The sequence below is a fragment of the Succinimonas amylolytica DSM 2873 genome, assembly GCF_000378405.1.
Classification (GTDB): Bacteria; Pseudomonadota; Gammaproteobacteria; order Enterobacterales; family Succinivibrionaceae; genus Succinimonas; species Succinimonas amylolytica.
The window spans coordinates 221,294-247,660 of the sequence record NZ_KB899639.1 but is presented as its reverse complement, the minus strand read 5'-3'; the positions used below and the strand labels follow the sequence as shown (position 1 = coordinate 247,660).

Genomic DNA, 26,367 nt, shown 5'->3' with positions numbered 1-26,367 from the left:
GCCAGAGACCGTGCTCAAGATTGCATAACGGCGCAATGCTGGTAAAATAGCACAGCTTTATTGATTATCAGAGGTCAGAGTCAGCAAATGGAACGCAGAATTCTCCTTACCGAATGCCCGGATGCCAAGGGGCTTATTGCCATGATCACCGGAGCCTGCTTCAGACATCAGTTCAACATCATAAAAAATGATCAGTTTGTCTCCGAAACTGACAGCCGTTTCTTTATGAGAACCGAGATCGAGGGCGATTTCAAAAATGGTAACGGCGACATTATGGTAAACGAAATTATAAGCTCCATACCGGCTGGAGGGCGCTGCCGCCTGGAACCGGAAAGCCGCAAGAAAATTCTTATTCTGGTCACCAAGGAACCGCACGTTCTCGGGGATCTGCTTATGAAAAGCTACTCCGGCGCCATGCCCATCGATATCGTGGGGGTTATCGGAAACTACAGCGTGCTCGAAGACCTGACCGCAAAATTCAATATTCCCTACATCACGGTAAGCCATGAGGGAATCTCCCGCGAAGAGCATGAAAAGCGCATGCTGGAAGCAATCGCGAAGTTCAAAAGCGACTATATTGTGCTGGCAAAGTATATGAGAATCCTCTCTCCGGAATTCGTAAACCACTTCCCGAAGGGCAAGATGATCAACATTCACCATTCCTTTCTGCCGGCCTTCATGGGAGCCAAGCCCTATCAGCAGGCCTTTGACCGGGGAGTGAAAATCATCGGGGCCACTGCCCATTTTGTAACTGAAAGCCTCGACGAAGGACCGATCATTGCCCAGGACGTTATCAAGGTTAATCACAACTATTCGGCTGAAAGCATGGCCCGGGCCGGACGGGACGTGGAAAGAATGGTACTGGACCGGGCTCTCAGCAGAGTCATCGCCGACAAGGTGTTTATCCACGGCAACAAGACCGTGGTATTCTGATAATTCCGCCGGTTCTATGTGCAAGACTCCGCCGTTCAGCCCCTCCGGAGAACGGCGGAGTTTCTTGTTTTATGATTCTATCGGAACAAACTCCTGATGCTGCCGATACCAAACATCCTGTTTCAAAACAGTGATCATTGTCATAAACAGGAAAGCTGCAGCAGCGAATCTGAGGACTTCCAGTAGCAGAAATGATAAAATACAGAGTGTTGAGTTGTACCTAAAGGATAACAATCTCGGAGGATGCCGACATGGATGCATCATCAATAAGTTCAGATAACTACGGCATGGAGGTCATGCAGGCCGCCCTTGCCAAGAAGGCCCAGGAAGCTGACGGTCAGATGGCTCTCAAGCTGATTCAGGACACTGCACAGTCCAACCCGGGAACTCTGGCTTCCGGAGGATCTCGCGTTCACGTTAACGCTGCCGGTGCTGTGCCTTCGGATCGTCTGGGATCGCACATAAACATCGTAGCCTGATTTCTGAAACCCCATTACGGACAAAGGGAGCTAGGATGAGCTCCCTTTGTCTTTTTGATACTTTTATGACACTGCTCTCATTTATTAATTTTTTAAAAATAATTAATAAATTTTAAGCACTGCAAAACGCCCTGACCATTAATATACCATTCCCCGAACCCTGTCTTAAAGCCGATTTTTGCATTTTTTGAAATACAATATCCGGTAATCCTGTGCAAGCACCCCCGCCACATGTAGTATTTTCATTATTAATTACCCAAAACATGATATAAATTTAAATTCCATTACACTTTTGTTCCTTTACTGTTAACAGCACGCAGATAATGTGCAACAATGATTGCAGAATTAATATAAGCTGTAGAAACACACGGAATTTTGACGCGATAAGCCCGTTAATAATTACGGGGTTAGTCGGATCCTTGATGAAATCTTTCACAAAGAAGGACTGCTGTGTCATATAAAGGGGTTACGAAATGAACGATTCAAATTCTGATATTTTCTTTACAGTGCTCGAATATTCAGGGGATATTCTGGTTTTTGGTGCTTTGATGGCAATGATATTTTTGGGGGTTGCCGCTCTCTGAATCAGTCATCCTCTCCATTTGGACTGCTATCTCTCATGACCGGGGACATCCCCGGTTTTGCTTTTTTATACCCGGTCCCCCTCTGCTCCCCTCATTTTTACCATACTTCCCCGAGTGGCTTTTCAGGTATGATACAGAAACAAAAAAAGAGCCTGCAGCCCCACTGGTTCTGCAAGCTCCTCTGATTCTAAGGCTCTAATGACTAAAAGCTCATTAGAGACTCCGGAGCAAAGCCCGTCCCGGACGGACTTCTTTCCTTCTCTCCTTACTTGACTGTAATGGAGGCCGTCTCGTTATAGGCATTAAAGGTTCTGTCGGTCAGTCTGGAAATATATCCGCTGCTCATCAGAGGCACTGACACCCCCTTGTGCGCCGCCTTGACAACATAGGCAAAGGAAACAACCTTGGCATTGTTTACAGACTGGTGCACTACCAGACCGGCATCCCCCCTGGTGACATCAGGATAACCAAACTGATCTGCCTTCAGACTCGGATAGCGCTTCTTGATATCCCCTTTGGTCAGAGTATTGACCAGAATGGTGTTGGACGGAATCTTGCTCTCAAATGCCAGATTGCCGCTAAAGGCTGTCTTGAAGCTGAACTCGTTAACCACCAGCAGGTCATCATTAACCTTAAGGTTAATCGGACCCTTTATTTCCTTGCCGCTCCGGTCATAATAGCGCTGTGTGAAACGCACAATGCCGTTGAAGGGAGTTTCTGCAGCCACGTAGTCGTTGACGGAAACGGTAGCCACGGCCAGCTCGGAGGAAGAATTGGAAACCGTTACGGAATTGTTCTTCAAAGTGTAGCTGGCACTGGCCTCAGGAGTCTTGCTGTGAGCAGACATGTCAACCACAATAGCCTTGCTGGCATCACTCAGATAGCCTCCTGCCGAAAGGAATCCGAAAAGACCGTTAAGCTTCTTGGATGATCCGGCATTTATGGAGGAACGGATCAGTGCCAGGGCATCGTGGTGCACGCTGTTAATCCGGTAAGGGAAGTACAGGAGCAGCTCCTTGTAGAAGTTTACGTCATCGTAAACCCGGTAGGTATTGGCTACAATATTGTACTTGTCGTTAACGGCCTTCAGCACATCAGCTCCTCTTTCAACCGCCCTCTTCTGTCTGTCGGTATCGCCGTACATTCCAAAAATGTCAGCATAGTATGCCAGAGACTCGATTTCGGGCTTTTCCTTCTCAAAGGTGCTGTCAAACCGGTAAATGGCATTGGTTTTGACATTTACCCCCATTTTTGCAAGAGCATACATGGAGAGAGCGGCAATATTGTCGCTGTCATCGCTTTCGAGCTCGATGAGAGTGTTCTTCAGGTTGCCCATAATGGTCTTGTTGACATTGAAGCCGGAATTGTTGGCCTCAGCCAGGAACAGCGCAATATACGCCATGGCATATCTCTGCTCCTTCCAGGACTGGAAGTAGCCGGTAACGTTGCCGTACATGTCTATCTTCGACTGCACCAGCCCCACGGTATCGTTAATATACTTCTTCATCCTGTTAAGCTCTTTCGGATCTCCCTTCTTGCTCTTTTCCATTTCGGAAAGAACGGAAAGAATCGAAAGACCGGCAGCACTGTTGTCAAAGACACTGCCGTACATGCTTTCGGAATCCAGGAATCCGGAGACAATCTTGCTGACATCAGAAAGCGGGTACTTGCCGAATCTGGCCGTTGCCTGAACCCCATCCGCAAAGACATTGTCAAAGGAAACCTTCTCGCTCTTGCCCGGGCTGATGGCAACAATGCGGTTCTCCTGCATCCGGGACATCGGATTCAGGACGGCAATTTCCTTACGGGTGCTGAAGCTGTAACCGTCGGAGGTGACTCTGATGTCAATGTAGCCGTCACCGGACTTAATGGCATCTACAGTCACCGGAGTTTTGGCCACGGCCTTGTCAGCCACATCAATCTTGCCCTTATCACCGCACTTCAGAGTGCCGGAGCAGGTGATTTCATAGCTGTATGCCGCCTTCTTTCCCGAAATATTGTTAATCGAGAAATCAGCCTTCATGGTGTCGCCCTGATGCAGGTAGTAAGGCATGTTCATCCTGGCCACAGCGGAATCCCGAATCTTGACATCCTGGGAATAGGATCCCAGCTTGTCCGGAGACCAGGCGCTTACCATTAGAGAGGCCGTACTGCTTATGGCGTTAAGATCGTAATGCACTGTGGCATAGCCGTTCTCCACCTTTACCTTCGGGGAGTAGTAGGACAGGAGCTCCTTGGTAATATTGCTGAGAGATGGGGTCTCTGCCGGCAGATCCTCTGCTCCGTCATCACCATAGCCCTGACCGTTGTGATCCACGCTCTTCATGATATACGAGTAGGGATCAAATATCTGAGACCTGAAGTTCTTCTGATTGTAGATAGCCTTGTCCGGAGAAGGGGCCTTCTGATTGTTGATACTCAGAATCCCCTTGTCTACCAGCGCCGCTGTCAGATAGGTATTCGCATCGGCATTGTCAACCTTGATTCTGATATCCACACCGCTGTTGGGCTTAACCTCCGGAACCTCTGCAGAAATCTTCAGAATATCCGCGCTCTTGTCCATGGAAAGGTAGGCCACCCCGATAGATCTCTGGGATCCCAGATACTTGTTCTCGCTAGATGCATAGGTGGTCAGAATGGCGTAGGTACCGTTCACAAAGTCAGGGGTTATCTTCAGAGGAAGCTTGTTATGCCCCTTCTTGACCTCATAGTGATACATATTGCCTGACCCGAGACCGTCCAGCACCAGATCGGCATATCCGCTGTAGGTACTGTCAAACTCAAAGTAGGCGGTATCGTTAACCTTGTAGGATTCCCGGTCCGTAAAGAGCTCAAATCTGTCAGGATATTTGGGATTCTCGCAGGACATGGAGCCCACATAGAAATTCACGGAAGTTTCCAGATCGCCGTGTGTCAGCTTGGCAACGTAACTGCCGTCCTGGAAGGTGTAGGCAATCCGCCCCTTGGTATCAGCACCGAGATCCATCACCCCGGCAGTTACCGGGCTCAGATACTCATTCTGGAAATAGTTCCAGGAGCCATTGTTGTAAACAAACTGATAGGTGATATTTCTCTTGTAAATGGCATAATCCACCTTGCCGCTGTGCAGCTTGCCGGACTGATCCGCCAGAATCACCCCGAAGTCGGACTTATGAGGATCCTCCTTGCTGAAATCGGTCTTGATTCCCGCCATCGGCTCCGGGAAGCTGAGCTTGTAGCTCTGTACCTTGGAAATCAGCTTGGAATTGGGATCGGTGAAATTAAGACTGAGATCAATCACCTGCGGATATTCCGTTGCGGTTTCCAGCGAACTCAGATTAATGGTTATATCGCCGCTGCCCCCGGATTCTACTTCATTGAGACCGCCATAGTTCTTCAGATTCTCGAATTCCTTCTGGTTGGGGCCAAAGTAGTAATCCTTGTACTTCTCCACCGGATGATTGTCCGGCTTAAGCACATAATTTCCCGACATGGTGATTCCCGGAGCCGGGGCGTCATAGATGTACTTGGTCTTGATCTCGATAAGCTCATCCTTCGAAATCACCGGCTTCTTGGTAACGATCACCGGATCGATGCTGGAAGGAATGAAGTTGTCCACCGTTACTCTGGTAGTGCTCAGGATGCTGTTCTTGTCAAAGCCCAGCACGAATCTCCAGGTGCCGGTAACAGCATGACTGTCAAATTCGAACTCGTAATCAAAGGCACCGCTGGCCGGATTGGCAAGTGTTGCCTCCTTGTAAAGCAGGCCGTCCGGACGGTAAACCATCAGCTTGAGAGCCTTGACAGACGCAGCTCTGAGCTTGCTGTCCCGGACAATAGCCTCATAGTAGACCTTCTCTCCCGGACGCACCAGAGTTCTGTTGGTATAGGCATAAACATTGAAATCCGGATTTAGCTGCACTGCCGACGAGGTCTTGACATTTTCAATCACCAGCGGGCTGACCCGGAGATCCTGACTGTAGAAATCTCCGTCCTTGACCACATTGAGGAGCACCGGCTCCTGGGAATGCCTGCCGCTAACAGCTTCCTTCGAAAAATGCGCATAGCCGTCCTTGCCGGTCATAACCGTGGCAATAACCTCATTGGCGGCGTTGATAAGAGTTGCCTTGGCGTTGGCCAGCGGCTGCGCAGAGCCAATGGATCTTACTGCAATATCAATGCCGCTGTTTTTCTGGTAGGTGGTAAGACCGATATCGGAAATCACCACCGACTTGGCCACCATGAGAGCGCTGTACTTGTCCTGCAGCTCGGAGAGGCAGGCTCCGGTATTGTCGCACGGCACCAGATCCGGAGAGGTAATCAGGAGCGTATAAACCCCGGAATCCCCGCTGCCGCCCAGTTCCTTGAGATCCACCATGGTGATCTGCCGGCTGTTCACCTTTCCGTCAGCATTGTACAGCCGGGTTCCTATAAACTTGCCATGGGACATTATGTAGTCGATGGTTCCCCAGCGGTCATCAAGAGTATCGGTAGCCCGGGAGGTGTAGCTGGCCAGGTCATTGGACGACATCCTGAAAAGGGAGACCCGGAACTTGTCCATGTTGACGCTTTCAACAGCCACCTTCTTCTCTGCCGAAGCCCTGGAAATGATATTTCCGGGCAGGAAGTTCACCATGGGCTGGTGATCGATGGTAGTGAAATCTACGGAAACATCCTTCGGCAGTCTGGTATTGTTGGCAGCCTTAAGCCCTTCCTTAAGAGTCACCTGGTACTCGGTTCCGAACTTGAGTCCCGAAAGACATACCGAGCGATCGTTAATGAGAGCTTCCGGCTCCTCAGTCTTGTTTGTCGACTTGTTAAAAACCCGGATATAAGATGCCAGCGCCTTGGGAGTGTTATCAGGATTGTCCATGCCCTGATTCATAATCAGACAGGAGGTGGCGGCACCGGTCTGGTTCTCATCTATAACTCGGAGTACTTCAATACCGCCTGCAGCCACGCTGAGCGAGGCATAGCCGGTACCGGAAATGGCAATTAACGATAATGCCAGTTTGGATAGTTTCATCGTCGTAAATCCCTATATGGTAAACATTCTAGGTTTATCATGGCTTCAGTCCTCCGGCTTCCTGTTTCGCTTAACAGCAAAAGAGACAGCCTCAGGAGCCGGAGGACACTCCCGTCAGACTGAACTTATGAACAAAAACCTCCGGAACCTAAAACTAATAATTTTATTCCCTGGCCGTTTTTTTTAAAAGCATGCAAGTACCATCCGACCGGGGACTCAGCATGGCTTTCAAGCCTGCCGAATCATGCACAATGGGACTTCCGGTCTCTTTTTTCGGATTTCAGCCTCCTAAGCTGTCAAAAACTGCCGTATGAAATATTTTGATTAATGTCAAAAAAATTACCACCTGTTACAGCTCTATCGGCTATAATTACGCACGATTTCGCAGCACCGGGAATCAACAAAGCATCTCAGAATGTGTGCACTGCATTTTACGGGAATCCCGTAATCCGACATTAACCAAACTTTTAAAGAGGAAGGCAGCATAAATGCAGAGAATTTTACTCAGATGTAAGCTTCACCAGGCCAGGGTAACCCACTCAGTACTGAACTACGAGGGTTCCTGCAGCATCGACATGGATCTTCTGGACGCCGCCGGAATTGCGGAACACGAACAGATAGACATCTACGTCGTGGAGAACGGCGCCAGATTCCATACCTATGCCATCGCCGCCGAGCGGGGATCAAAAATAATATCGCTCAACGGAGCCGCTGCCAGAATGGCCGCTGTGGGAGATCGGGTAATCATCTGTGCTTACGGAATTTTTGACGAAACCGAGGTTGCCGCCCACAAGCCCAGCCTGGTTTATCTTAACGGAAAGAACGAAATTGTACGCACCAGCAAGGATCTGCCGGTTCAGCTGGGCTAGCGGAATCTTTTGACATGGAGACAGGGATACGCCCGGTATTCCTGTTTTTTGTAATTTTAGAGTATGACTGAAAATTCCATCAAATCAATCAAGCTGATTGTCGGTCTGGGAAACCCCGGAACGGAGTACGCCAGGTCCCGGCACAATCTCGGATATGATCTTCTGAACATGCTGGCTGAACGGCATCGCATATCGCTCAGGGAAGAGCCGAAATTCTTCGGCATCGCCGGACGGGGCGACATCAGCGGCCATGAAGTCAGAATGCTTTTTCCGACCACCTTCATGAATCTCAGCGGCAAAAGCGTTTCCGCCCTGGCCGGATTCTATAAGATTGCTCCCGAGGAGATTCTGGTGCTCCACGATGAACTGGATCTGCTTCCGGGAACCGCCCGTCTCAAAATCGGCGGCGGCACCGGCGGGCACAACGGTCTCAAAAGCATCGTTTCCAGCATGGGAAACTCCCAGAATTTCTGCCGGCTCAGAATAGGCATCGGAAAACCCGGGAACCACGGCGAGGTGATCGGTTTTGTACTGGGAACCCCGGCCCCGGCTGAAAGAAAGCTTATCGACGCCGCTCTGGACGAAGCGCTGGAGTGCATTGATATCATATTCAGTCAGAATCTGGCCCGGGCCACTAACCGTCTCAACAGTTTCAAGGCTAATAAGGAGTAAGAAATGGGTTTTAACTGCGGCATTGTAGGTCTTCCTAATGTTGGTAAATCAACACTGTTCAATGCTCTTACCAAGGCGGGAATCGCTGCTGAAAATTTTCCGTTCTGCACCATTGAGCCGAACACCGGCATTGTTCCGGTTCCGGATCCCCGGCTGGATGCTCTGGCAGAAATCGATCATCCCCAGAAAATAGTTCCCGCCGCCATGGAATTCGTGGACATTGCGGGGCTGGTGAAGGGAGCCTCCCGGGGAGAAGGACTGGGAAACCAGTTTCTGATGAATATCAGGGAAACCGATGCCATCGCCCATGTGGTGCGCTGTTTCGAGGATCCCAATGTAATTCACGTCAGCAACAAAATTGACCCGGCTGCAGATATTGATGTTATCAACACCGAACTTGCCCTGGCCGACCTGGATTCCTGCGAGAAGGCTCTTAAAAGACTTGAAAGAAAGGCCAAGGGCGGCGACAAGGCGGCTATCAAGGAAACCGAGGTGCTAAAAAAGTGCCTTCCCGCACTTAATGAAGGCAAAAAGCTCAGCACCCTGGGACTGACTGCCGAAGAAAAGCTTCTGGTTCGGGAATGCGGTTTTCTTACTCTGAAACCCACCATGTACATCGCCAATGTGGCGGAAGACGGCTTTACCGGAAATCCTCATCTTGATACGGTTACCGAAATCGCCAGCAGGGAAGGCTCGGTGGTAGTGCCGGTATGCGCCGCCATCGAAGCCGATCTGGCCACCATGGATGACGCCGACCGCAGGGAATTCATGGAAAGTCTGGGCATTGCAGAGCCCGGTCTTAACAGAGTGATCCGGGCCGGCTACAGCCTTCTGGGCCTAGAGACCTTCTTTACTGCCGGACCGAAGGAGGTCAGAGCCTGGACCATTCCGGTAGGCGCCACCGCCCCCAAGGCTGCAGGAAAGATTCACACCGATTTCGAGAGAGGCTTTATCAGAGCCCAGACCATCAGCTATGACGACTACATTAAATATCATGGCGAACAGGGGGCGAAGGAAGCCGGAAGAATGCGCTCTGAAGGCAAGGACTATATCGTTAAGGACGGCGATGTCATAACCTTCCTGTTCAACGTCTAGTACCGGTAATGTCGCCAGATAGCAATTCTGGCAGCACCGGTTCCGTACGATGAACCCCCGCCCCGAAGAAACCGCTTCGGGGTTTTTATTTTCCGGGTTCCCTGAAATGCCGTTTTTCAGAAAAAGTCTCTCTGCCCGGAGCCGCAGAAGCAGCCTCCTAAAATTTGAATTTTTCTAACTCCGCGCTCATAAAACAGCCATCTTCTGTTCAAAAAGTAGTCAATATCAAGATTTTTCAGTTTTTTTGAAAAAAAGTGTTGACTAAAATCCCTTAAAACCTGATAATTCACCCCGCTTTCACAAGCAAATTAACTTTGGCTACGTAGCTCAGTTGGTTAGAGCATCGCACTCATAATGCGGGGGTCACTAGTTCGATTCTAGTCGTAGCTACCAAATTTGCTGTGTAGGGGTATCGCCAAGTGGTAAGGCAACGGGTTTTGATCTCGTCACACGCTAGTTCGATCCTAGCTACCCCTGCCAGGAGCAAAGAGTGAATAGGGGTATCGCCAAGTGGTAAGGCAGTGGATTCTGATTCCACCATCCCCAGGTTCGATCCCTGGTACCCCTGCCATATTTTTCTAGTTGGCTACGTAGCTCAGTTGGTTAGAGCATCGCACTCATAATGCGGGGGTCACTAGTTCGATTCTAGTCGTAGCTACCATCGGGTATGGCTTTGTTCACGTACATCATGCATAGGGGTATCGCCAAGTGGTAAGGCAGTGGATTCTGATTCCACCATCCCCAGGTTCGATCCCTGGTACCCCTGCCACTCATTCATTGTATTCAGATTTTCATCCCGCTATTATTTTCTGTCAGAGCCTTTAGCTGCTACTTCCATTTTTTGCATCTCTGTTTTTGCTTTTTCCATGAACTAAACAAATCCCGCTTCGCGTATTTTCCAAAATACCGCATAACGGTTATGGTATTCCTTCCGGCAGCGGAACCACCGTCTGGGGCACCGGCTCCATCAGCAGGCGCTCAGCATCCCGGCGGTAATGAAAAAATTACCGCACCTCCGGACAGACCGACCATTAGGTTCAAGATCAGAAAAAATGTGCAGGCTAACGGAAAGTCGCCGGCATAAAATAATTTGCACTGAGGTTCCTGTCTGTAAGATCACACGGGCTGTGCTCATGCCAGACCCCGCTGCCATGCCCGCTAAATCTAATGTCTTAATCACCATAGTCTCCCCTAAAAGTTGCTATTTAAGGCGAAACTCTTTAACATCAGGAGCTATAGAGCATTCTAAATCACAGACATCCTGCACGTAACAGCCATAAATTATACATATACGTCTATAAGGCACAAAGATGTCAGATATGATTTTGGAACAAGGGATTCGTTATGTCAGATAGTGAAGTTAAATTGTTAAATTCCCCATACGGTGAAGTTTCCTATGAACTGTTTCGCAAGCTCAAAAGAGCTATTGCCGATAAAAGCGGAACGATTAAGTCACTGGATGATGTTGGAATGACGCGATATCCCGTTCTTTTGCGTCCGAGAAGATTTGGCAAGAGCACCTTTGTTCAGATGCTTAAGTGCTTCTACGACATATCATATGCGGACAGATATGAAGAGCTGTTTTCAGAAACAGACATCTACAATGAGCATATGGAAAGTCACAACTCCTATCATGTACTGAATTTTGATTTTTCGGGAGTATCCGGAGATGACAGAAACACGCTAATCGAGAACTTTATAATTGCCATAAAAAGAGGAATAACCGATTTCAGAAGTCGTTACGCTGATTTCGTTTTTGAACCATCTGAAAGTGAAAGGAAAACACCTTCCGGTTTTATCAAGTCCTTTTTTGACGCTTACCTGCTATATCCTTCCAGAAAATCACTGTACATAATGATTGACGAATATGACAATTTCGCCAACAGCATTCTCTCACAGGATTTCAAACTGTTTAAGGCAATAACCGGAACCGGAGGCTTTCTCAAGGATTTTTATGCAGCAATAAAGGCAGCTGCCGCCGATGCCGGATGTATCGCAAAAACCTTTATCACCGGGGTATCATCAGTATCCCTTGATTCCCTTACCTCCGGATTTAACATAGCACTTAATGTCACTTCGGATGAATGCTTTAACGCGTATGCCGGGTTCACTGAGGATGAGCTAAAAGTCATAATCCCGCAACTGGCCGATTTACAAAAAATTGGCGTAACCGCTGAGGAAGTCATTTCCCGAATGAAGCCGGTGTATGACGGATACTGCTTCAGCAGACTTGCTGAGAGCACTCTGTATAACTCCTCCATGTGTCTGTATTATCTAAATAAGCTACGGAAGGAACATGATTTTATCGCCCCTGAAGACTGTATGGACCCAGCTTCTGATCATGACGGTTCAAAACTGAAGCAGCTTTTTGCTATTGCCGAAGACGGACTGGCAGACAGAATTATCGATACTTATTTAACCGGCAGATCCTTCAGTATTAAAAATCTTGCCGAAAACATTAATTTAAACAAGTCAGCCAGGTATGACGATGTCCAGCTGCTATCCATGCTGTATTACCTCGGCTATCTCACCATTGATCCAAAGCTATCCAGCAGCAGCAGATTATCATTAAAAATTCCCAACATGTTCATGTCAAAGCTGTTTGCCCAGTGCACTGTGGATTTACGGCTAAAACCCAGCAAACTGTTTAAGTATCAGGTACTGGATATCTCCGCCATGCTCGAAGCAAATGACGATATTTCATCATTTGCAAATTCATGTACGGAGTTTTTAAGCAGTATCTTCACTAATCAGGTTCTGTCGCACATGAGTGAAATGGCCCTGAATCTGGTACTTCACGCCAAGCTTGATTCTATGTTCGGTGTTTTTGCTGAAATGCAGAAATCCCTGAGAATTGCCGGCAAGGGTGAAAAATATGCCGATCTGGTAATTACGGTAAATGACGGAACCCAGGACGAATGCATCTATCTTATCGAGCTGAAGTATACTGCCAAGAAGGAGGCTACGAAAGCAAAGCTTGAATGCCTGAAAAAGGAAGCTTCCGCACAGGTCAGTACCTACAGGACCGCCCTGGAATTCCAGGGAAAACAGGTCAGGGCCTATGCCATGGTTTTTGCGGGATCGGAATGCGTATACTGCGGGTAACGGCGGATAATTGAACTGCGGCAGTTCACTTGTGGTAATGCCTTACAAAAGCATGTACCGCCTTAAATAAGCGTGTAATCTGAAAATACTGTCAGGACATATCACCGGTCTGAAGGCTATCCCTTCCGGTAGCTATCACACCAGTAATTCCGTTTCAGAACAGACAGGCACGGCTGACCTCCGGATTTCGGGACACCAGGGCCCCGGCCGCATTCTCAAATTCCCGTTTTACCGGAAATCTGCGATAATATGACATCTCAAGTATTCAGCAATCTTTGTAAATTAAATGACTAAATTCTTTATCCAGACCTGGGGCTGTCAGATGAACGAGTACGATTCTGACCGCATCCGGGATCTTCTGAAATCCCAGAACTGGCAGGAAACTCCGGAAATTGCAGAAGCCGATATCGTGGTTCTGGTCACCTGCGCCGTACGCAAAAAGGCCGAAGACAAGGTATACAATCAGCTCTTCAGCTGGAAACACAAAAAACTGCTCAAAGAAAAGGCAATCATCTGCTTCGGGGGCTGTGTGGCGTCCGAGGACGGCAAGAAGGTGCTTTCTGAAGCTCCGATGGTAAGCGTGGTTTTCGGGCCGCAGACCATTCATCGCCTGGTGTCCATGATAAATGAAGTCCGGGAAAACGGCAGAAAAGTGGTGGATGTCTCCTTTCCCGATATTGAAAAGTTTGATTTCCTGCCCTCCCCCGCCGGCAGAAACGGCTCATCTGCCTTTGTAACCATCATGGAGGGCTGCTCCAATTTCTGCACCTACTGCATTGTGCCCTACACCAGAGGCCAGGAAATGAGCCGTTCCCCCGAAGCAGTACTGGAGGAGATCCGGATTCTGACAGATCAGGGAATCCGGGAAATCAATCTCCTGGGCCAGAATGTCAACTCCTACAGCGGAGTCTATGCCTCAGGAAAAAGATGCAACTTCGCCGAGCTTCTCTATCTTGTGGCGGAAATTCCCGGTGTCGAAAGAATCCGCTTTACCACCTCCAATCCTCACGACCTCACGGACGAAATTATCACCGCCTTCAGGGATCTTCCCCAGATTGCCAGTTCACTGCATCTCCCGGTACAGTCCGGCTCCGACAGAATTCTCAGGCTAATGGGACGCAAATACGACCGGGAAAAATATTTCGAGGTGGTGACAAAGCTCCGGGACGCCCGCCCCGGAATCTCCATAAGCTCGGACTTCATTGTGGGCTTTCCGGGAGAGACCGCGGCAGATTTCCGGGACACCATGGATCTCGTGGATCGAGTACGCTTCGATCAGAGCTTCAGCTTTATCTATTCCCCCCGTCCCGGAACTCCTGCAGCCTCCCTGGAGGACAATGTCTCCCTGACGGAGAAAAAGGAACGGCTTTACGAGCTTCAGAACCGCATAAACTTTTTTGCCCAGACCTACAGCCGGGAAATGCTGGACACGGTGCAGAATGTACTGGTGGACGGCCTCTCCGTAAAGAATTCTCAGGAGCTGCGGGGCCGTACCGATAACAACCGCACCGTAAATTTCCCGGGGGACCCGGCCCTTATCGGAACCTTCCGCACTGTAAAAATCACCTACGTTATGGCTCATACCCTCCGGGGCGAGCTTGTCAGGGAGTAATGCATCATGTTTCTCATAGACTATCAGATTGAAGTGGCCGATACCGCCGGACTGCCGGATGAGAATGCTATTGCCCGGTATGCCGAAGTCGCCGCCCGGGGCATCCGCGACAGGGAATCCAGCATGACCGTCAGAATCGTGGACGAAGCGGAAAGCCAGGATCTTAACTGTACCTACCGGCATGTCGACCGTCCCACCAATGTGCTTTCATTTCCGGCTGAAATTCCTGAAGATCTCCCGCCGGAACTTGCGGAGGAGCTCATGGGATCATTTATCGGCGATCTGGTAATCTGCAAAAGCGTGGTGGAACGGGAAGCCCGGGAACAGCACAAGACTGCCGCAGAACACTGGGCTCATATGATAGTGCACGGCACTCTGCATCTTCTGGGCTTTGATCACATTACAGACGAGGAAGCCGAGATCATGGAATCCCGGGAAATCGCTGTGCTTAAGGAACTGGGTTTTCCGGATCCGTACCAGGATGACGAGCCGGATTCCGAAACCCCGTAATCCTGAGAACGAATCCGGATAAATCCCCATTTTTCCGGATAAACAGCTCCGAAAAGGTTTATAATGCACGGACATTTTTTATGAATCAGCACAGGGAGCGGTATTACCGTTAATAAAATATGAGCGACGAGCGTAGCGTTGAGCACTCCGCCACAGCACATCAGCATCCTCAGAAACGCAGCAACTGGCTTAACCGCCTGGGACACCTGCTCAAGGGTGAACCCAATGACCGGGACGAGCTGGCCGATATCATCACCGAAGCCGGCGAACGGGATATCATTGACGAAGACACCCAGGACATGCTCGAAGGGGTTTTTGAAATCTCCGAACTCCGGGTCCGTGATATTATGATTCCCAGATCCCAGATGAACACTCTGCCGTCTGATGCCTGCATTAACGACGTGATACCCAAAATCATCGAATCCGGCAATTCCCGCTATCCGGTAATCCACGAGGACAAGGATCACATCGAGGGCATTCTGCTGGTAAAGGATCTTCTTAAGTACATCGTCACCCGGGAGAACGCTCCTGTTACCGATATCATCAGACCGGCGGTGGTAGTTCCCGAAAGCAAGCGGGTCGACAAGCTGCTCAAGGAATTTCAGCAGTGCCGCTACCACATGGCCATTGTGGTGGATGAATACGGTGGCGTTTCCGGACTGGTAACCATCGAAGACATTCTGGAGCTTATCGTGGGTGAAATCGAGGATGAGTACGATGACGAGGATAATGCCCCGGCAAATATCACCGAAATTAACAGCAGCCTGTACCATGTGCTGAGTCTGACACCGATTGCGGATTTTAATGAAAAATTCGGCACCTCCTTCACCAATGACGAATATGACACCATCGGCGGTCTGGTTCTTCATGCCTTCGGACACCTCCCTGCCAAGGGTGACTCTATCTCCATTGAAAATTTTGATTTCCGGGTATTGTCTGCGGATAAAAGAAGCATTCATCTGCTGCAGCTGACGGTTAATCCCCGGGAAGAGGAATAGCCGCACCATCTCCATTTTTAACTGTAATTTGCTCCCGGATTTCTCCCGGGATTTTTTCTGAAGCGCTTCCTCCACAGTCTCACGGAGTTTTTCTGACATGAACATTCTGAAGCTTTTTCAAAGCGGCGACGGTGAAGGAAACTCCCGTAAGTACTCGGCGGAAAAACTGGCCCTGATCATCGGGTGCCCCCCGGCCGCAGTGCTGACCAGTATGGGATTTGTGCCGTCCGTACCACTTCATTATCTCTGTTCCATGGTGGGACTTGCGATATTCGGGATCACCCTCGTCTTTCAGTCCACCCCGAAAAGAGCCTTTCTAGCCACCGGAATCTTCGGAACTATATGCCATTCTCTGTCCCTGGGCTGGATCATGAATGTCATGACCACCTTCGGAGAAATGCCGGTACTTCTGGCAGGCGGCATCATTGTGCTCTTCGGGATGTACCTGACACTGCTGCCGGCACTGGGAGTCTATGCGGCGGTCAGACTTGTTCCCAGTAATCTGTTTCTGCGCCATCTGGTACTGATACCGGTATTCTGGAGCATGTCCGACGTTTTTTACGCCTGGTTTCTCAGCGGTTTTCCCTGGGACTGGCTCTGCTATACCCAGACGGACAGCATTCTCGCCAGCTTCGCCCCTCTTCTGGGCGGAGAAGGTGTCACCCTGCTGCTTCTGATACTGACCATGAGCATAAGCCTCTCCGTGGCCAAAAGAAACCCGGTATTCCTGACTGCCGGTATTTTTATTGTGGTCGCGGCCTTTGTCATCAGGGATCTTTCATTCACTATTCCGCTGAATCCTGTAAAAACCACCCTGATTCAGGGAAATATAAAAACCGAAACCAAGTGGCGTCCGGAAAATGTCATCCCCATTATCGAGACCTACTACAGCCTTTCGGAAGAAGCTATCGACACGGACATCATGGTCTGGCCCGAATCCGCAGTGCCGGCCTTTGAAAACGATCTGGAAAACCCGGAGCACGGACTTCATATAATTTCCGAAATGCACCGCTACATGAAAAATCATGGCGTAGGCTTTATCACCGGCATCCAGTATTACGAAAACTCCCCGCTGGGCTTCGAGGATCCCGAAGCCAGTCACGGTCTTAGATTCTATAACGCCATGGTTGCCATGGGAGTTATGGATGCCCGGGGTACAACCGACTATGAGCTTCTGCATCACAACCGCTATCAGAAAAAGCATCTGGTGCCGGTGGGGGAATTCATCCCCTATCAGGTCAGACAGCTGGCCAAAAGCCTGGGGCCTATTTTCAACATGCCCATGAACTCCTTCAGTCCCGGCGCTCCGGAACAGCAGAATATTGAAGTCCGGGGACTCAATGCCGCCAGCGCTATCTGCTATGAAATAATTTTTGGAAACGAACTCCGGGAACAGATAAAGCCTCATACCAATTTCATCGTAACTCTGTCCAATGACGGCTGGTTCACCGGAACCCAGGGGCCAGTACAGCACCTTAACATCGCCAGGATGCGGGCCATGGAATTTCAGAAGCCGGTACTCCGGGCCACCAACAACGGCATCAGTGCCATTATTGACAGGAACGGCAGTATTCAGAACTCTCTGGGAGAAAACATTGCCGGACATCTTTCCGGAATCATGACTCCCAATCAGGGCCTTACTCCGTTTGCCCGGTACGGAAGACTGCCGCTGTACCTGATTTACATTCTGACCTCCGTATTCTGTCTCGCAAGGCTGACAAACCTTCTGAGACTTGCCGGCACCGCAAAAATACTCAGAAAAACTCCGGAAGATAACCCTGACAGCAGTACCACTTCCTCCGGGAAAAGCCAGGATTCCGTGCGCCCCTCAGGCAGCAGAAAAGCCCTGCGGCAGCTGGAAATGATGCTGAAAAGACTCACTAATTCTGACAGATAGTCCGGGGCTGTTATCAGGATTCCCGTCCCCGTCCGCCCCGGCCATCTTTGTCCGTAGCTCCTGTTCCTGCCTGCTGCTTTTTTGAGCAGAATCCGGAAAAACGGAAGGCCTGCTCTCTCCCTCTTTTACTTGCAAAATGTATGTGAGATGTCGCACATATTTTCAGAAATTATGAAACTTTATTCCCTTGTGCCTTTCACTGTTTTTATTAAAAAATTCATCTCGGATTCCCAATAATTGGCACCGATACTACAAAATAACGCTTTGTATGAATAGCAGACAGAAAATCTGAAAACCATTTCAGAATCATGAAAGTATTTTCATGAAAAATTTTTGTAAATATTTTACATTTTGCTATTGCGTTTTGTGCGGTATATCACTATCATAAAAATGTGCTCAGGGAGATGAGCAGGTAAAAGTTTCGGAGGAAATCCCAATGAAAAGATTATTTAACAGATATGTTGCAGACAACCGTCTGGCTCCGGTAACCCGCGCCTACTTCTTCACCTATGTGAAGTAATTTCGGGAATATGCAGAGTATCTAGGATTAAGTATAAGTTTGAGACCAGAAAAACACAGAGGCAGCAAAATGAAGAGATTATTTAACAAGCACGTTGCAGCTCACAGGCGTCTGGCTCCGGTAACCCGCGCCTACTTCTTCAGCTATGTGAAGTAACTCCGGACTATATCCGGGCAATCCTCCCAGAAAATAAGGAGAAGCAGAATGAAAAGACTATTCAGCAGATACGCAGCAGCACAAAACCAGCTGGCTCCGGTAACCCGTACCTATTTCTTCAGCTATGTAAAGTGAGACGGGATCTCCAGTAAGTTTAAGAAGCCCCTGACAAATAACAAGAGGTAAGCAAAATGAGAAGATTATTTAACAGATACATTGCAGTAAATCGCCTGGCTCCGGTAACCCGTGCCTACTACTTCAGCTACGTAAACGGCGAACACTGCTAAATTAACCCCGCAGGAGGCCAAAAATTATTTAAAGACTCCTGCGATTCCAGTTTTTTTCTCTCTTGCCGGTATTGCAAAATTCCGGCTTTTTTATTTCCGGGGAGCTTCTGACATGAACTTTATTTCCCCGGATTCTGGAGCCAGCCGCCCCAATTAGCTTCCCGCTCCTGCCCCGCTGGCGAATTCCTGCGTTTAGGCAATTCTTGTCTTTGGAGTTCTCTGAGCTCTCCCCCCTTCCCGGTTGAGTGCGGGGGTGATTTCAGCATTTGCAATTATTGTTACATCACCTTACATAAAGAAAAAAAAGGAGCAGATCTTTTTAAGAGCATAATCACGATTTACGCAATTTATTATGTATTCCTAGCCAGGGCAAACGCTAATATACAGATACTAATTATTTGTAATAGCAAGGATGGTTCATGAATCGTTTAACTTTTAATCTTATATATTGGCCTTGTTGTATACTTTCCATAATACTCTTACGGGAATCAGGGACTGAGCTCTTTGTTGGAGGATTAGCGATTGCTTCCCTTGTGGTGGCAGGATTTCGCATTAAAGCACTAAACAGATCATTATGGAATATCATTTGGTTATTTATTCCTATTGTTGCACTTTTCTATTCTATCTGGTTAGGAACTACCACTGATAAAAGGTAGCGTGCAAGTTTACCGAAAAAGTAAGAACACATATAACTGCAAGGTAAAGTAGGACATACCTTTTTACTTCCGGACATCTTCTGGTACGAACCCTATTCCCCGGGGATTAAGCCCGGGGCATTACGAAATCCCGCTCCTGCCCCGCTGGCGAATTCCTGCTTTCAGGCAATTCTTGTCTTTGGAGTTCTCTGATCCCGCACCCGCTTCCCGGTTGAGTGGGGGTAATTTCAGCGTTTTCAAAGTTTCATAATTTTCCGGAGCAGCCATAATTCTGCTCCCGCCAGGAACTGAAACATTATCCCGGACCTAAATTCCTCTTCCGCTTTCCGCCCTGTTCGTGCTACAACTGTTTCTGATGTTACCGGAAATGATAGCCGCTGGTTCTGCATAACAGGAGTTCGCATGATTTTTTCAAAAAAGCTGGCCGTACTGGCATTCGCCGCGGCTTTGTCAGCCCCGGGATCCGGAGCTGCCGCCCCCGCCCCAAAATATTCTCCCGTATCCGTCAGCGGTTTTCTTCCCACTGCGGCCGACTGGCAGGAACATGCTGGTTTTCTGGAAAAATTCTGGCTTCATCCCACGGCATTCGGAATCCCGGAAGGAAAATTCCCCACCTGGCGCTGCAATGACGGCAGCCTGATTACCCCGGAACATTTTGTGTGCCCGGATGAAGGCCCTCAGAACAGCAATGCCCGAATGCCGGATATCCTTAAACTTGATTTCGTGAGAATGATATCCCGGCAGACCTTTGCCTACGGAGCCCTGTTCAATCTAACCGGAAATCCCGAATGTCTGAGACTCCATCAGGCCGGAGTGCGCTACCTTCTGGAATACGCCCGGGATCCTGCCGGCGTTTTCTACACCACCATTGACAGTGCCGGGCACGGAACTCCTAAAGCAGCACAGAGGAATGCTCAGGATCTCGCCTATGCTCTGGTCGGGCTGGCTATGAACGCCTACCTTACCCATGACCCCCGGGTAATCAGCACCATTATCCGCACAGAACGGTATATCTTCGCTAACTACTATGACCGGGAAAATCATCTTATGAAGTGGGTACTGGAGGACAGCGACAGCGATAAAACTGATCAGAAGGAGCTGGTGGCTGTTCTGGATCAGCTTAACGCCTATATGCTGCTGGTCTGGACTCTGGTGCCGGAATCCGAAATGAAGGACTTCAGCGCTGACATCGCCGCCGCTCTTAAAAGCATGAACCGGTATTATCTGCATGAGGACGGCCTTTCCTTCCGGGGCTGTCTGGACAGGCCGGAATGCTCCGGTGCCAACGCCAGGCATTCCGACTACGGACACACCGTAAAGGGGTTTACCATGGAACTACTGGCCGCTTCGCGTCTCGGAGACCGGCATATCCGGGAACAGGCCGTCCGGGGCATGCTGAGCACCGTAAACCGGGCCGCCACTCCGGACGGCCGGGAATGGTATGAAAACCCCCGGAACAGCGGCGCCAGCTGGTGGGTCTATGCCGAACTGGATCAGGCAGCCCTCACCCTGAATCTGGAAGGTAAATATGAAATTCAGGATCAGCTCCGGCTCTGGCTTGGCAAATACACCGACAGAAAATACGGCGAGGTACGTTTCGGCCGGAAACAGCATCTCTGGAGAAACGGCATGCACTCATCGGAGCACGCCCTCTGGGGATACATCATGAGCCAGGGGATCCGGGAAAGAAAATGTCTCCAGGAACGGCAGTGTTCCCGGGCAGAGACCGCCACAAAGGACCTGAAAACCGTCCTGTACTTCAGTGTATCGGCAAATCCCGCCAGAGTATACCCCTATCAGTTTTCCGGAGATATTGCAGCAACTGAGAAGCTTCCCGGAGGAATAATCAGAGTTTCCTTCAAGAACATCCGGCTTCCGGACCGGCTGGAAAATAGCGAATCCTAAAACCATAACCCCTTGCATCATAATTAGCTGCAAGGGGTTATTAACAATTTATTCACAGGATGAATAACAGCTTATGCACAGCATACTGACAACCGGATTTATTAACAGCAAAAAACTGATCCGGCTGCTTTGCCGTCAGAAATCCACCGGATTAAGCATCACCGGAATTCCGCTTCTCTCATTAAACTCCTGATCCAGAATGGCGGTGTTTATTTCGTTGCTCTGAAAGAACTCCCGGATTTTGGGTTTCAGAACAATGGGCGAATAGCTGTCGGAATTAATCTGCTCGAAGGTGGTGGAAAGCGGCTGGTGAATTTCGGCATAAATACCGCCGTCCGGTTCCCGGGTAACCTTCACCGGCTCATTTATAAACTCCACACGGGTACCCACCGGCACGTTCTCAAAAAGATACTTGATATCCGGATCCCGGAGACGGACACAGCCATGACTGACCCGGAGTCCGATGCCGAAATTGGCGTTGGTGCCGTGAATGGCAAACAGCCGGCCCACATACAGCGCATACAGCCCCATGGGGTTGTCGGGACCTGCCGGAACCACCGCCGGGAGATATTCTCCCTTGTCGGCATATTCCTTGCGGGTGGCGGCAGTGGGAGTCCATGTGGGGCCGTCCTTCTTGCGCTCCACCTTGGTTACCCACCCGGCCGGAGTATCCTTGCCCAGCTGACCGATACCGATGGGCAGAACATCCACATACCCGCCATGGTAATAATAAAGACGCATCTCCGGAGAATTGATAATAATTCCCTCGTGAACGGTATCCGGAAGAATCAGCTGCTGCGGAATAACAATGTTGGTTCCCGGACGCGGCGAATAAGGGTCAACCTTGGGATTTGCCTCAAGCATATTGCTGAAGCCCATCTGATAATCTGCTGCAATGGCTTCAAGAGAGACGTTTCCGCCCGGAACCCTGACAATCTTAAGCTCTCCCACCAGCCGGCTGCCGTTTTCGGGAACCCTGTAGGTTACAGCATGGGCATTCAGAGCGAGAGCCATGATGCCAAAACAAATAACAGAAAAAAACTTCATCGGTTCATCCTCGTTAAAACACCTCACATTATACAGATCTTGCGCCGGTTTGGCTTAAAAAAGAGGATGGAGAACGAACCTGAAAAAGGGCCGGAACGGGGCAGGACAGGGCGCCGAACAGGAATTCAGAATACCGTCCGGTCTCAGAGAGCGGGGAATCTTTCATTAATCGTTCCCTGAGAGATGTCATACCTATTTATTACTAATCGGATACTACCGTGCGGTAAACCGAAAAGCTGAATAAATACGAATAATCCCCCCTTCCGGAACTGAATTCAGGAGCAAAAATCGACATTCCGGAAGCTCAGCCGTCAGCCCCGAAAAATCTCTCACGGCCGCACATATTCCCTGGAGCTCCGCCTCCCGCCATATAACCACTCAGCCGCAGCGTATATCTCCGGAGCCTGCCGCATTTCCGATTTTGTGATTAATCTTGCAGTTCCGACCTCAAATATATATACTCACACCTAATATTCAGAGGGCAGCCGCAGGGTGCGGAAATCCGCAGAGCTGCCCTGAAACACCGGGAGCTCAGGGTGTCGGAAACCCGCCAGCGCTTTTTTGGGGGACTCTCCCGGGAGTCCCGGACAATCTCTAAAGGCCACATCATATGACAGTCATTCTCAAGCAATACAATCCTCACGATCTGGAACCGAAGGTTCAGGAATACTGGGCGCAGCACAAGACCTTCAGCGCCTCCATGGATACCGGCAGAGAAAAATTCTACTGTCTGTCCATGTTCCCCTACCCCTCCGGAAGACTTCACATGGGGCATGTCCGCAACTATACCATCGGCGACGTGATATCCCGCTTTCAGAGACTTAACGGCAAAGAGGTCATGCAGCCCATCGGCTGGGACGCCTTCGGACTCCCTGCCGAAAATGCCGCAGTAAAAAACAAAACCGCTCCCGCCAAATGGACCTATTCCAACATCAGCTACATGAAGAACCAGCTCAAGATTCTGGGCTTCTCCTTCGACTGGGATCGGGAAATCGCCACCTGCCGGCCGGAATACTACAAGTGGGAACAGAAATTCTTCACCGAGCTCTACAAAAAAGGACTGGTATACAAAAAGACCTCGACCGTAAACTGGTGCCCCAACGATCAGACTGTACTGGCCAACGAACAGGTACAGGAGGGACGCTGCTGGCGCTGTGACTGTCCGGTGGAAATCAAGGAGGTGCCGCAGTGGTTCCTGAAAATCACCGCCTACGCCGAGGAGCTCCTGAACGATCTTGACAATCTGCCGGGCTGGCCGGAAACCGTCAAGACCATGCAGCGAAACTGGATCGGAAAATCTGAAGGTCTTAACATCAAACTAAAGGTTGACGGCAGAGACGACGTTCTGGAGGTCTACACCACCAGACCCGATACCTTCATGGGTGTTACCTATGTGGCCATAGCCGCCATGCACCCTCTGGCAAGGGAAGCCGCCAGAGTAAATCCGGCGCTTGCCGACTTCATTCAGGAATGCCGCAATCTTAAAATCGCCGAAGCTGATATTGCCAAGATGGAGAAGAAGGGCATGGCCACCGGGTTCTATGCCATTCATCCTCTGAACGGCAGAAAAGTGCCGATAATGGTTGCCAACTTCGTTATCATGGACTACGGCACCGGTGCTGTAATGTCCGTGCCGGCCCACGACCAGCGCGATTACGAGTTCGCGAAAAAGTATGGCCTTAACATCATTCCGGTTATCCGTCCTCAGGATCAGGAGGCTCCGGATGTCTCGGAAGCTGCCTATACCGAAAAGGGCATTACCTTTAACAGCGGTGAATTTGACGGACTGGATTTCAAAGGGGCCTTTGACGCCATTGCCACAAAACTGGAAAGCATTGGCATGGGACAGCGTACTGTCAACTACCGTCTCAGAGACTGGGGCGTATCGAGACAGCGCTACTGGGGAGCCCCGATACCGATGATAAATCTTCCTGACGGCAGTGTGGTTCCGGCTCAGGAATTCCCGGTACTGCTCCCCGAGGATGTAACCATGGACGGCATTGTCAGTCCTATCAAGGCCGATCCGGAATGGGCAAAGGTTACCGTCGGCGGCCAGGAGGGACTCCGGGAAACTGACACCTTCGACACCTTCATGGAATCCTCCTGGTATTATGCCCGCTACTGCTGCAACAACTATGACGCCGGAATGCTTGACAGCAAGGCTACCGGCTTCTGGCTCCCGGTAGATCAGTATATCGGAGGCATCGAGCACGCCTGCATGCACCTGCTTTACGCCCGCTTCTTCCACAAGCTGCTTCGGGATGCCGGCATGGTTAACTGCGACGAGCCCTTCACCAGACTGCTCTGCCAGGGCATGGTACTGGCAGACGCCTTCTATTACAAGACCGAAAACGGTTCAAAGGTCTGGGTGAGCCCGCTGGAGGCCATCTGCGACAAGGATGCCCGCGGCAATATTACCGCAGCCCGGGATCGGGACGGACACGAGCTCACCCATGCCGGCATGACCAAAATGAGCAAGTCAAAGAACAACGGCATCGATCCTCAGGAAATGGTGGACCGCTACGGTGCCGATACAGTCCGTCTCTTTATGATGTTTGCATCTCCGGCCGAGCTGACTCTGGAATGGAAGGAATCCGGAGTTGAAGGAGCTCAGCGCTTTATCAGGAAGCTCTGGAACAGCGTCCAGGCTCTTCTGGAGCACGAACGTCCCGAACCGTACCGCCCCGGGGATCTGGATCCTGCAGAAAAGGAAATCCGGAGAGAGCTTAACAAAACCATTGCCAAGGTTACCGATGATATCGGCAGAAGACAGACTTTCAACACCGCCATCGCCGCCATCATGGAATTCCTCAACAGACTGCCCCGGCTGGATCTCTCCCGCAAAACCGCCGTTTCTCTGGCTTACGAGGCCTATGACAAGGTAGTGGTGATGCTGGATCCCGTTATTCCGCACACCTCCTTCGCCCTCTGGCAGGATCTGGGACATCAGGAGCCAGTAGACAGCGCCTCCTGGCCGGTGGCCGATTCCTCTGCCCTGGTTCAGGACAGCCGCCTCATTGTGGTTCAGGTAAACGGCAAGGTCAGAAACCGGATTACAGTTGCGGCGGATACTCCCGAAGAAGATATCAAAAACCAGGCTCTCGCTGACGAAACAGTTAAGAAGTTCACTGACGGAAAGTCTGTTAAAAAGGTAATATATGTAAAGGACAAGCTGGTTAACATCGTAGCAGTATAACCAGCCCCGCACAGTATAATTACTTGATAAAGAAAGCACAGCCGGGGATGTTTCTCCGGCTTTTTCCGGCCTGTTCCGGAAAAGGGTACCTACATGAAAATCTTCCAACACCTTCATTTTCATTCCCTGCAGGCAGCTTTTTTTCAGCTCCGGCTTCTCCTCATTCCGCTGACTCTCGTCATGATATCCGGATGCGGCTTTCATCTGCCCGCAGATGAAAGGCTGTCCGACAACTGCCCGGAACTTATTTTTGCAGGAGACGACAACGATCTTTTCTATAAAATTCTGGAAGAGCGGCTGTTACTGAGCGGAGTAAAGGTAACGGCTGTTACCGCCGGGAGCTACGCAGCATATCTTAACGGCCCCGTACCGGTGCTGTCCTGCGGCCCCCTGGTCAGCAACAGCAAGGTTCTGTCAGTGGCCGGAAACGCCCAGAATCTGGAATACACCTACAAAACCTCGGTGACCTGCAATCTGTTTGTAAAGGGACACCGCACCTATCCCATCAACAATACCCTGAACCGTTCCTTCCTTAACCGCTCAGGCGTCACCATCTCCACTGATGCGGAAAAGAGCGCTATCCTGGAAGAATCGGCCCGCAATCATGCCGCCATGACACTGATCCGTCTCGGCAACGTCTGGTCGGTGCTTCCGAAGCTTCGGGACAATAACGCTGCCTCTGACAAGTCCGAAACGGGGATCCGGGCAGTAGTGGATCCTACCTCCGCAACCCCCCGGGAAATGAGTCTCGAGGAAGCCTCCCAGTTGCCTGAAATGCAGAATTTCAGCCCGGAACACAATAATTCAGAGTTTTCCCCGTAACCCCGCTATAGCAGGAACC

The 26,367-nt window shown here is 50.1% G+C and carries 15 protein-coding genes and 5 tRNA genes; 18 read left to right on the top strand and 2 right to left on the bottom strand.

All coding sequences use genetic code 11. From position 1 onward, the window contains the following. Positions 1–87 precede the first annotated feature (87 nt). Positions 88–933 carry a formyltetrahydrofolate deformylase gene (purU, locus tag F557_RS0115330; protein WP_019003097.1) on the top strand — a complete coding sequence of 282 codons (846 nt, stop codon included), beginning with the start codon at positions 88–90 and terminating at the stop codon, positions 931–933. Positions 934–1,184: 251 nt separating this feature from the next. Next, entirely contained in the window at positions 1,185–1,412 is a 228-nt protein-coding gene (locus F557_RS0115325) for a hypothetical protein (RefSeq protein WP_019003096.1), read from the top strand. An 849-nt stretch (positions 1,413–2,261) separates the two neighbouring features. Here F557_RS0115325 and F557_RS0115310 read toward each other — a convergent pair. Beyond that, the gene (locus tag F557_RS0115310; RefSeq protein ID WP_019003093.1) at positions 2,262–7,001 is read right to left on the bottom strand and encodes an alpha-2-macroglobulin family protein; all 4,740 of its coding nucleotides are present in this window, start codon (positions 6,999–7,001) and stop codon (positions 2,262–2,264) included. Between the two features lie 488 nt (positions 7,002–7,489). Between F557_RS0115310 and panD the strand changes: the two genes are divergently transcribed. The 14 genes from panD (at position 7,490) to F557_RS0115190 (ending at position 21,283) form a co-directional block, all read left to right on the top strand. Further along, the gene (panD, locus tag F557_RS0115300; RefSeq protein WP_019003091.1) at positions 7,490–7,870 is read left to right on the top strand and encodes an aspartate 1-decarboxylase; all 381 of its coding nucleotides are present in this window, start codon (positions 7,490–7,492) and stop codon (positions 7,868–7,870) included. 63 nt (positions 7,871–7,933) lie between these two features. Then, complete coding sequence (gene pth / locus F557_RS0115295; protein ID WP_019003090.1) at positions 7,934–8,542, top strand: aminoacyl-tRNA hydrolase; 609 nt, start codon at positions 7,934–7,936, stop codon at positions 8,540–8,542. 3 nt (positions 8,543–8,545) lie between these two features. Next, positions 8,546–9,637, top strand: a complete 1,092-nt coding sequence (ychF, locus tag F557_RS0115290) for a redox-regulated ATPase YchF (RefSeq protein WP_019003089.1) — start codon at positions 8,546–8,548, stop codon at positions 9,635–9,637. 316 nt (positions 9,638–9,953) lie between these two features. After that, a tRNA-Met gene (locus F557_RS0115280) sits at positions 9,954–10,030 on the top strand. A gap of 12 nt (positions 10,031–10,042) precedes the next feature. Next, a tRNA-Gln gene (locus tag F557_RS0115275) sits at positions 10,043–10,117 on the top strand. Between the two features lie 16 nt (positions 10,118–10,133). Beyond that, a tRNA-Gln gene (locus F557_RS0115270) sits at positions 10,134–10,208 on the top strand. A gap of 13 nt (positions 10,209–10,221) precedes the next feature. Then, positions 10,222–10,298, top strand: a tRNA-Met gene (locus tag F557_RS0115265). A 33-nt stretch (positions 10,299–10,331) separates the two neighbouring features. Next, positions 10,332–10,406 (top strand) — tRNA-Gln (locus F557_RS0115260). Between the two features lie 575 nt (positions 10,407–10,981). Further along, positions 10,982–12,742 carry an AAA family ATPase gene (locus F557_RS0115250; protein ID WP_019003086.1) on the top strand — a complete coding sequence of 587 codons (1,761 nt, stop codon included), beginning with the start codon at positions 10,982–10,984 and terminating at the stop codon, positions 12,740–12,742. Between the two features lie 286 nt (positions 12,743–13,028). Next, positions 13,029–14,354 carry a tRNA (N6-isopentenyl adenosine(37)-C2)-methylthiotransferase MiaB gene (gene miaB / locus F557_RS0115240; protein WP_019003084.1) on the top strand — a complete coding sequence of 442 codons (1,326 nt, stop codon included), beginning with the start codon at positions 13,029–13,031 and terminating at the stop codon, positions 14,352–14,354. Between the two features lie 3 nt (positions 14,355–14,357). Then, a complete protein-coding gene (gene ybeY / locus F557_RS0115235) occupies positions 14,358–14,864 on the top strand; it encodes an rRNA maturation RNase YbeY (protein WP_211209590.1) in 507 nt (168 codons plus the stop codon). Positions 14,865–14,983: 119 nt separating this feature from the next. Next, entirely contained in the window at positions 14,984–15,862 is an 879-nt protein-coding gene (locus tag F557_RS0115230; RefSeq protein WP_019003082.1) for a CorC family transporter, read from the top strand. Between the two features lie 97 nt (positions 15,863–15,959). Then, positions 15,960–17,759 carry an apolipoprotein N-acyltransferase gene (gene lnt / locus F557_RS0115225; RefSeq protein WP_019003081.1) on the top strand — a complete coding sequence of 600 codons (1,800 nt, stop codon included), beginning with the start codon at positions 15,960–15,962 and terminating at the stop codon, positions 17,757–17,759. A gap of 2,021 nt (positions 17,760–19,780) precedes the next feature. After that, the gene (locus tag F557_RS0115190; RefSeq protein WP_019003077.1) at positions 19,781–21,283 is read left to right on the top strand and encodes an AGE family epimerase/isomerase; all 1,503 of its coding nucleotides are present in this window, start codon (positions 19,781–19,783) and stop codon (positions 21,281–21,283) included. Positions 21,284–21,418: 135 nt separating this feature from the next. Here F557_RS0115190 and F557_RS0115185 read toward each other — a convergent pair whose 3' ends face one another. Continuing rightward, complete coding sequence (locus F557_RS0115185; protein WP_019003076.1) at positions 21,419–22,330, bottom strand: L,D-transpeptidase family protein; 912 nt, start codon at positions 22,328–22,330, stop codon at positions 21,419–21,421. A 610-nt stretch (positions 22,331–22,940) separates the two neighbouring features. On the opposite strand from F557_RS0115185, the gene leuS reads away from it, so the two are divergent. After that, positions 22,941–25,526, top strand: coding sequence for a leucine--tRNA ligase (gene leuS, locus F557_RS0115170; RefSeq protein WP_019003073.1), 2,586 nt, complete (start codon positions 22,941–22,943; stop codon positions 25,524–25,526). A 93-nt stretch (positions 25,527–25,619) separates the two neighbouring features. Beyond that, entirely contained in the window at positions 25,620–26,348 is a 729-nt protein-coding gene (locus F557_RS0115165; RefSeq protein WP_019003072.1) for an LPS-assembly lipoprotein LptE, read from the top strand. Positions 26,349–26,367: the final 19 nt, after the last annotated feature.

Excerpts from the sequence above, each read along its gene's own strand:
- F557_RS0115250 (WP_019003086.1), top strand. The coding sequence starts at position 10,982 with ATGTCAGATAGTGAAGTTAAATTGTTAAATTCCCCATACGGTGAAGTT.
- F557_RS0115325 (WP_019003096.1), top strand. The coding sequence starts at position 1,185 with ATGGATGCATCATCAATAAGTTCAGATAACTACGGCATGGAGGTCATG.
- F557_RS0115165 (WP_019003072.1), top strand. The coding sequence starts at position 25,620 with ATGAAAATCTTCCAACACCTTCATTTTCATTCCCTGCAGGCAGCTTTT.
- pth (WP_019003090.1), top strand. The coding sequence starts at position 7,934 with ATGACTGAAAATTCCATCAAATCAATCAAGCTGATTGTCGGTCTGGGA.
- leuS (WP_019003073.1), top strand. The coding sequence starts at position 22,941 with ATGACAGTCATTCTCAAGCAATACAATCCTCACGATCTGGAACCGAAG.
- F557_RS0115310 (WP_019003093.1), bottom strand. The coding sequence starts at position 7,001 with ATGAAACTATCCAAACTGGCATTATCGTTAATTGCCATTTCCGGTACC.
- ychF (WP_019003089.1), top strand. The coding sequence starts at position 8,546 with ATGGGTTTTAACTGCGGCATTGTAGGTCTTCCTAATGTTGGTAAATCA.
- F557_RS0115190 (WP_019003077.1), top strand. The coding sequence starts at position 19,781 with ATGATTTTTTCAAAAAAGCTGGCCGTACTGGCATTCGCCGCGGCTTTG.
- lnt (WP_019003081.1), top strand. The coding sequence starts at position 15,960 with ATGAACATTCTGAAGCTTTTTCAAAGCGGCGACGGTGAAGGAAACTCC.
- purU (WP_019003097.1), top strand. The coding sequence starts at position 88 with ATGGAACGCAGAATTCTCCTTACCGAATGCCCGGATGCCAAGGGGCTT.
- panD (WP_019003091.1), top strand. The coding sequence starts at position 7,490 with ATGCAGAGAATTTTACTCAGATGTAAGCTTCACCAGGCCAGGGTAACC.
- miaB (WP_019003084.1), top strand. The coding sequence starts at position 13,029 with ATGACTAAATTCTTTATCCAGACCTGGGGCTGTCAGATGAACGAGTAC.
- F557_RS0115230 (WP_019003082.1), top strand. The coding sequence starts at position 14,984 with ATGAGCGACGAGCGTAGCGTTGAGCACTCCGCCACAGCACATCAGCAT.
- F557_RS0115185 (WP_019003076.1), bottom strand. The coding sequence starts at position 22,330 with ATGAAGTTTTTTTCTGTTATTTGTTTTGGCATCATGGCTCTCGCTCTG.